6 protein-coding genes are annotated in these 7,049 nt (G+C 68.2%); all 6 read right to left on the reverse strand.

Going from position 1 to position 7,049, the window contains the following annotated elements:
- Nucleotides 1-241 precede the first annotated feature (241 nt).
- A complete protein-coding gene (locus ACFWY6_RS41500; RefSeq protein ID WP_384701901.1) occupies nt 242-847 on the reverse strand; it encodes a hypothetical protein in 606 nt (201 codons plus the stop codon).
- 65 nt (nt 848-912) lie between these two features.
- Nucleotides 913-1,869, reverse strand: a complete 957-nt coding sequence (locus ACFWY6_RS41505; RefSeq protein WP_384701904.1) for a TolB family protein — start codon at nt 1,867-1,869, stop codon at nt 913-915.
- Entirely contained in the window at nt 1,866-3,104 is a 1,239-nt protein-coding gene (locus tag ACFWY6_RS41510) for an MFS transporter (RefSeq protein WP_384701907.1), read from the reverse strand. The genes ACFWY6_RS41505 and ACFWY6_RS41510 overlap by 4 nt, the downstream gene beginning before the upstream one ends.
- A gap of 91 nt (nt 3,105-3,195) precedes the next feature.
- Nucleotides 3,196-4,116 carry a metallophosphoesterase family protein gene (locus ACFWY6_RS41515; protein ID WP_384701910.1) on the reverse strand — a complete coding sequence of 307 codons (921 nt, stop codon included), beginning with the start codon at nt 4,114-4,116 and terminating at the stop codon, nt 3,196-3,198.
- A 232-nt stretch (nt 4,117-4,348) separates the two neighbouring features.
- A complete protein-coding gene (locus ACFWY6_RS41520) occupies nt 4,349-5,182 on the reverse strand; it encodes a BTAD domain-containing putative transcriptional regulator (RefSeq protein WP_384701913.1) in 834 nt (277 codons plus the stop codon).
- A gap of 141 nt (nt 5,183-5,323) precedes the next feature.
- Complete coding sequence (locus tag ACFWY6_RS41525; protein ID WP_384701916.1) at nt 5,324-7,003, reverse strand: hypothetical protein; 1,680 nt, start codon at nt 7,001-7,003, stop codon at nt 5,324-5,326.
- Between the last annotated feature and the right edge of the window lie 46 nt (nt 7,004-7,049).

Genomic DNA, 7,049 nt, shown 5'->3' on the forward strand with positions numbered 1-7,049 from the left:
GCGGCCCCCTCCTCGCGGGTGATGTTGCTGTGGGCGCCGGGCTGGGGCGGGGGGGGGGTGGCGCGGTCGGCCCCGGGCCCCGAGTTCTGCGCCGCGCGCGGGGGGGGGGGGGCCCCCCCACCCCGCCGCGGTGGGGGGCCCCCCCCGTTTGGGGGCCCCCTCGGGGCCGCCGCGTGAGTGGGCTGCGCCGGCGAGCACGACGGCCACCACCGTACGGGCAGTGAAGTGCACCGCCCGGCCCTTACTTCCGCCAGAACTTGATGTCGCTCCACCCGACCGTGATCGGCCCCTTGCCCTTCTTCGTCGCGTAGGCGCCGAGTTTGTCGTAGTAGCTGCCGTTCCGACTGCTTTCGGTGTGCTTCAGTGAGCCGTTGATATACGTGCGGTGCTTGTCGCCCACCTTGTGGACGGTGTTCACGCGGACGCGCGTGCCGACTGTGGCGCCTCGCGCGATCGTGTCGCCGCCGTTCCGTACGGAGTAGAGGCGGCCGCCCTTTTCGACGCCGAGCATGAAGAACGGGCCGTCGTCAGGCGAATCGCGGAACGTCTGCTTCAGGGAGATGCGGTTGCCCCCCATGCTGGTGATGGTGAAGTAGCCCTCGAACTGGTGTGAGCCTCCCTGATAGGTGGCGTATCGCCGTTCCGCACGGTTGTCGCCGTCGCTGCTCGAGCAGGTGAGCTTGAAGGTGAGGTCGCTGACCTGGCCGCAGCCCCGTTGCTGGACCTGGAACGTGGGGTTGTCCGGCTTCCAGCCGCCCGGCTCGACTTCGGCGTGGGCGAACCCCGGAGTCAGCGAAAGCGATCCGGCGAGCGCACAGCCCAGGAGAACCCGGTGTTTTGCCTGCATGAGGTGAACCTCCAGTGTCGTTCTTGCTGTCTGTGAAGTGGGCAGTGAGGTGGGCAGTGAAGTGGTCAGTTCAGGGCCGCCGGTGACGACCCACCGCGGATTCGGGTAGGGCTGCCGGTCCCGTTGGCGGGGACGCCGAAGAGGACCGGTTGTCCGTCGACGGAGCGGGCGTAGCCGACCGTGCGTGCGTCGAGCCAGGCGGGCTGGTCGTCGACGTGTGCCGGCTCGGCGAGTGGGACGTCCTTGCCGGTGGAGAGGTCGAGGACGTGCAGCCGCCAGTGGCTCCCGACGCGCTTCTTGTAGGCGATACGGCGTCCGTCAGGGGACAGCGAGGGGCACTCGACATTGGTGCGTATCGACTTGAGGCTGCGGGCGCCCAGGTTGCCCCGCATGAGCCAGGTGCGCTTCCCGGAGGACATGGTGGCGTAGAAGGTTCTGTCGTCCGAGGCGAAGGTGATGCCCCAGAAGTTGCGGTCCGAGGCATGGAACCTGCGCCCGTCGACGTACGCCGTGAAGTCCTCCAGCGAGCCGTAGTGGGCACCGGTCTTCAGGTCGTACGCACCCGCGGTGGTGGAGTACCCACCCGGGCTCAGATAGGAGTCGCCGGCGCGGAAAACCGTCCAGGCGACCATGCGGCCGGATGGGGACACCCGGACCCTGCTCGGCTTGCCCCAGACCGGTATCACCTTCTGCTCTTTCAGAGCTTCGTCGTAGACGCCCACCTCGAATCCGCCGGGCAGGGACGCGGGGCGCAGACAGGCGAGGGTTCCGGCGGCCGCGTAGGCCCGCAGACACTTCGGTCCCGTCCCGAGGACTTTCGCGGGCTTCTCGGCACGCACCTGTCGTACGCGGCTCGTGGATCGGTCGACGTAGAGCAGGGTTCCGGGGCGCTGCAGGTCGAGTTGGTGTGCGCCCTCGGCCGAGCGCGCGGACGCGATCTTCCATCCCGTGTAGGCGCAGCCCGCGATCAGTGTGGTCGCGATCAGCAGCGCGGCGGTGAGCCGTTGCTTTCGGACGGTCATGTCCTGCTTCCTTTGCCGAGACGTGCCCCGACGAGCACCGCGCAGCCCAGCAGGACCGCCAGGCATGTGAACGCCGTTTGGGCCGATGCGAATTGCAGGGTCACCCCGACCACCAGCGCTCCTCCGGCCCGAGCGAGTGCCTGCACCGTCTGCACGGCGGCGAGACCGGTCGCACGGAGCGCTTCGGGGATCAGCGGACCCGCGTAGGCCATGAGCACACCGTCGGTCGCGGCGTAGAACAGACCGTGCAGGGCGAGGACGAGTACGGCGGCGAGCGGGCCGCCGGGGATGAATCCGAGGCAGAGATAGGCGGCGAGCAGCAGCACGTGTCCGGAGAGGAAGACGCGCCACCGGCCGACGCGGTCGGCGAGCCGGCCGACGGGGGTCGCGGCGAGGAGAAAAACGACTCCCGTGCCCAGCGGCAGCAACGGCAGCAATGTGGTGGACAGGTCTGACCTCTGCTGCAGTGCCACGTACAGCACCATGTCTCCGACGGTCACCAGCCCCAGTGCACCCGCGGCGAGGCAAGCGCGCCGGATGCCCGGACGTGCCAGGACGGCCGCTGCCTGACGCAGCGTCACTCGCCTTTTGTCGGCGCCCCGTTCAACGGCAGGCGCGGCCATGGCCGGCATCGGTACGCACAGGGCCAGGAGAACCACGCCGACCATGCCGAGGCAGAAGCTCACGGCGAACACCGTGTCGTACCCGGTGGTGTGGGCGACCAGGGCGACGGCGACCAGCGGCCCCAGCAACGCTCCGGTGGTGTCCATCGCGCGGTGCACTCCGAATGCGCGCCCCAGCACGTCGGGCGGCGCAGCAATCGTGATGAGCGCGTCGCGCGGGCCAGTGCGGATGCCTTTGCCCGCCCGGTCCAGGCCGAGCATGGCGCCGATGCCCGCCACCGAGCCGCCGACCGCGGGCAGACCGAGTTTGGTGGCGGCGGACAGCGCGTAGCCGATGGTGGCGACCGTCTTGGGGCGCCTCAACCGGTCGGACGCATAGCCGCCCGCAAGCCGCAGTGTGGCGGTCGCGCCCGCGTACAGCGCCTCGATGGTGCCCAGGGTGAGGAACCCGACACCGAGGCCGTACATCAGGTACATCGGCAGCACCGCGGTGACCATCTCGGCGGAGATGTCGGTGACCAGGCTGACCAGGCCCAGTCCGATCACGGTGGAGGGCACTGCGCCGCTGCCGCGGACCCCGGCGGGGCGCCGGGTGGACGAGAGATACAGCATGGACCGCTCCGTTCCAGCACGGTGATGCGGCGGCGGACGGGGATCCCACCGCCGCATCGGTTTCAGGGGCTGACGCCGGACGCGTGCGCGATCAGTCCGTGGCGGTCGACGACTGTGACGTCGCGGATGCCTTGTGGCACTTGCCGCTCACCTTGTCGGTGAAGGTCCGCCCTTCCACTGGGACGAACTCGTGCTCATAGCCGGTGGACGACAGGGTGAGCTTGGCGACGCCGAAGGTCTTCATGTTCACCTTCTCGGTGGTGGCCTTCGAGTCGTTCCTGTCGTCCCGCAGAGTCGTTCCGCCGGTACCGACGACCAGTTGGCGCAGACCGTTGGCCGTGTCCTTGGCGCCGCTCGGCTTGCTCGGCGCGAAGCGCTCGTAGTGGTGGTCGTGACCGGACAGGAACAGGTCTGCCTTGTTCTCGTACAGCGCGGTGAACAGGGGCTTGACCTTGCTGTCGTCACCGTGGTCCCCGGTGCTGAACTGGGGGCGGTGCAGATAAGCCGCCGTGCAGGGCTTCTTGTTCGTCTTCAGGTCCGCACGCAGCCACTTCTCCTGCGTCGAACCGGAGCCCGCGGATATCTCCGAGTTCAGCGCGACGAAGTGCCAGTCGCCCAGGTCGTAGCTGTAGTAGCCCTTGCCCTTCGTACCGGCCCGGCTGCCGAAGTAGTCGAAGTAGCCCTCGGCGTCGTTGGTGTCGTAGTCGTGGTTCCCCGGAGTCGGGTAGGTCTTGTCGCGGAACTTGCCCCAGTTGGGGGCGTACTTCTCCCGGAACTCGCTCGCGGTGCCCTTCTTGTACGCGTTGTCCCCCAGGGTGATCACGGCGGTCGGGTTGATCTTCGACACCAGCTTGGCTGTCTGGTTGCACGCCGAGCCACAGAGGTCGCCGGCGGCGACGACTGTCACCGTCTCGGCGGCTACTGTCGCGCCTTTGTCGTGCTCGCTGTTCCCCGACGCGCTCTCGGGTACGGTCACCGCTGCCACGGCGGCGAGCAGCCCTGCGGCCCCCACGGCCACACCCTTTCTCGCCGATCGCCACTTCGGACTTCCGGTGGACTCACTGGATCGCATGCTCAGTCCTTTCCATGTCTCCGTCTTCCGTTTCCGTACGGGCGTTTCCGACCGTGGCATGCCCTCGTTGCAGGCAACTTGGCGCGAACTGACACGCTCATTGCTGTCGGCTTGAGAATTTCTTGCTCCTCACCGGTAACTTCGGCCCCAAGAGACACGATGACTCAGCGACTTATGAAGAGGGACGTTTGCGGACCTGGTTCTGCTGGAGGACGTCCTGGTGGAGATCCCGCAACTCCTTGCCGGGATCAACTCCCATCTCCCCGGCCAGTCTTGACCGGGTCTGTTCATAGACCTTCAGCGCATCCACCCGTCGCCCGGATAGGTAGAGCGCGGTCATGAAGTGGTGGACGAGGTTTTCCCTGAAAGGATTCGCTTGGATCTCCGTGTACAGCAGTCCGACCACCGCATGGGGATCACCTTGACTGAGCAGAGATTCGGCCAAGCCTTCCACCGCGACCAACCGCACGGCTTCCAGTCGCACGGATTCGCGGGCGGAGAAGTCGTAACGACCAAGGTCCGCGTACGGAGTGTCCCGCCACATTCCCAGGGCATCCGCCATCAGGCGCCCGCTGGCACGATGGTCACCCTGGCGCAGAAAGCGCTCGCCTTCGGAAACAGCCCGCTCGAAACGGTGAGTTGCCATCTGCTCGGGCGACACGGCCAACACGTAGCCCGGATTCTGACGCACCAACAGAGAGGGCCAGCCCTCACCGGAGAGCGATCTCCGCAGCCGGGAGAGATAGGCGTAAAGCGCCGCCGTTGCCTGCGGTGGAGGTTCCCCTTCCCAAATGGACTCTATGATCGAGTCGGCGGACAGCAGATGGTTCGCATTGATGAGCAGAAGCCCCAGGACCGCCCGCTGTCGCGGGGGACCCAAGTGAAGCCGCCTTCCGCCGGAGAGAACCAGAAGCGGACCGAGTCCGTCGAAGTCCAGGACCTCTTCTCGGTCATGTGACCTCCGCCACTCCTCTGCCGAACTCGATGGATTCTCCATGTTTTCCATGACGAAAGAAGAAGTTAGGGCACAAACATCGCTCGTGTGCGCCCAACAAGGCCACGGGCAGAAATGCGCTAAGGGGTAGTTTGCGCAGGGCGCCCTAGCTCATTACTCACGGCCATATCCAGGCCATAACTTCGGGCATATTCACTGGAAGCGCACCCAGTGCACGTCCGCACCCGCTGCCGTCGTATCCGAGCACGAGAGTTTGGCGTACAGGGTGTGCACACCCGTCGCGGCTGTCGCCTCGGGAAGCGGCAGGACCGGAGCGAACGGGCTGTCCCGGTCGACGACCGCCGGAATCTCGTACGACAGGAGAGGCGGCCCATCGGGGTCGTCCAGCGTGAGCGTGAGTGTGGTGCGCGAGAGGACCGGAGCTCGCGGCGTGAGGTTCAGGGCCACGTTCCGCGGCGGCGTCTCGGAGAAGTCGACCTCTCCCATGCGGACGACGCCACCATTGGTGAACGTCCGGCCGGTGCCGCCCGGTAGGACGGTGGTGCCCCCCAGATTCGTGGCGGGGGCGAGGAACAGACGGCCGGTTGCCCGATGCACGGGCGAGGACGGCCGCGTCGGCCGGGCAGGCGGGGTCGGTGTGGGATCCGGGACGGCCGGGGAGGCGGATGCGCCCGGCGAGCGTGACGGAGTCGGGGTGGAGTCGGGGCGCGTGGGTGAACTCGCCTCCGGGGACGAGGGTTCGGCGGTCACCGTCTGCGTGACGGTCGTCGCGGGTTCCGGGTCCTCCGCGAACGAGGCGCCGTCATCGCGGGGCGGACTGGTCGACGCCCGGTAGCCCGCCAGACCGAGCGTCACGGCGGCGGCCGTGCACAGGCCGTACACGCCGACGCGAGTGCTCAGGGTCCCGATACGCTGCTTGCGGTGGCGCACCCTGTCCGCGAACTCCCGCGAAGCCGCCCGGTCAAGGAACGCCGGCGGGGCGAGGGGCGGCAGTTGTTCCTTCTTCAGCGCCGCGTAGGGCCGCGCGGGCCACCAGCCCAGCAGGATCCCGGGGAGCTGATGGCGCAGCCGGCCGTCCAGGTCCACCAGGTCCGCGTATGCCGCGGTACAGGCGGCACAGCGGTCGAGGTGCTCGACCAGGTGGAACATGGCGACGGCGCTCGATGTCTCGGACGTCGCCTCGGCCAGCAGCTCGCAGTGGCGCAGGCACTCCTCGGCCCTTGTATCGGCCGCGGTGCCCCGGTGCAGGTCGAGATACGCCTCTCGCAGAGCGGTGCGGGCGGCTCCGACGAGCGCACCGTACTGAGCACGGTCGGCTCCCAGCGCCTGTGTGGTCAGGGCCCGGCCCTCCCGTTCGACGGCGCTGTGCCACAGAGCTGTCTGCCGAGGGCCGGACAACGTGCGGCAGGCGGCCGCAAGCCGGGAGCTCAGCAGCAACGGCCAAGTACTGCCCATGCCCGCCCATTCGCTGAAACCGCTGCTGAACCGCCCGCCGGAGTCCGCTGGGCACGCTCCGCCTTCGGGATGTTCGTGGCTCCAGGCCCGAACCATCGCCGTCCGCGCCTGGACGAGCAGTTGGACCCGCAGCGGTACGGCGGACCCCGGCCCGCGCCGAGCACTCTCGAAGACCTGCTCAAAGGCCCCGCAGATCAGCGATTCGGCCATCGCCTCGTCCACGACACCGGTACGTACGTACGCCGTCACGGCCGCCCAGTGCCGGGTGACGACGGACCGGAAGGCCCCTGCCCGGCCGGACCTGACCTGCTCGACCGCGTCGTCGTCGCCGAGCGGGGGGCGGGTGACGCGTACGGGTGGGAGCACTTGGAGCAGGGGCGTCCGGGCGGCATCGAGGACTTCCCGGGCATAGGACATCGGGTTTCTCCCTCACAGAAGCGGTTGGGTGTGGTCTGGGTGAGCG

Origin of the sequence: Streptomyces sp. NPDC059037, assembly GCF_042740015.1 — a bacterium.
In the GTDB taxonomy this organism is placed as follows: domain Bacteria; phylum Actinomycetota; class Actinomycetes; order Streptomycetales; family Streptomycetaceae; genus Streptomyces.

Excerpts from the sequence above, each read along its gene's own strand:
- ACFWY6_RS41500 (WP_384701901.1), bottom strand. The coding sequence starts at position 847 with ATGCAGGCAAAACACCGGGTTCTCCTGGGCTGTGCGCTCGCCGGATCG.
- ACFWY6_RS41505 (WP_384701904.1), bottom strand. The coding sequence starts at position 1,869 with ATGACCGTCCGAAAGCAACGGCTCACCGCCGCGCTGCTGATCGCGACC.
- ACFWY6_RS41510 (WP_384701907.1), bottom strand. The coding sequence starts at position 3,104 with ATGCTGTATCTCTCGTCCACCCGGCGCCCCGCCGGGGTCCGCGGCAGC.
- ACFWY6_RS41520 (WP_384701913.1), bottom strand. The coding sequence starts at position 5,182 with ATGGAAAACATGGAGAATCCATCGAGTTCGGCAGAGGAGTGGCGGAGG.
- ACFWY6_RS41525 (WP_384701916.1), bottom strand. The coding sequence starts at position 7,003 with ATGTCCTATGCCCGGGAAGTCCTCGATGCCGCCCGGACGCCCCTGCTC.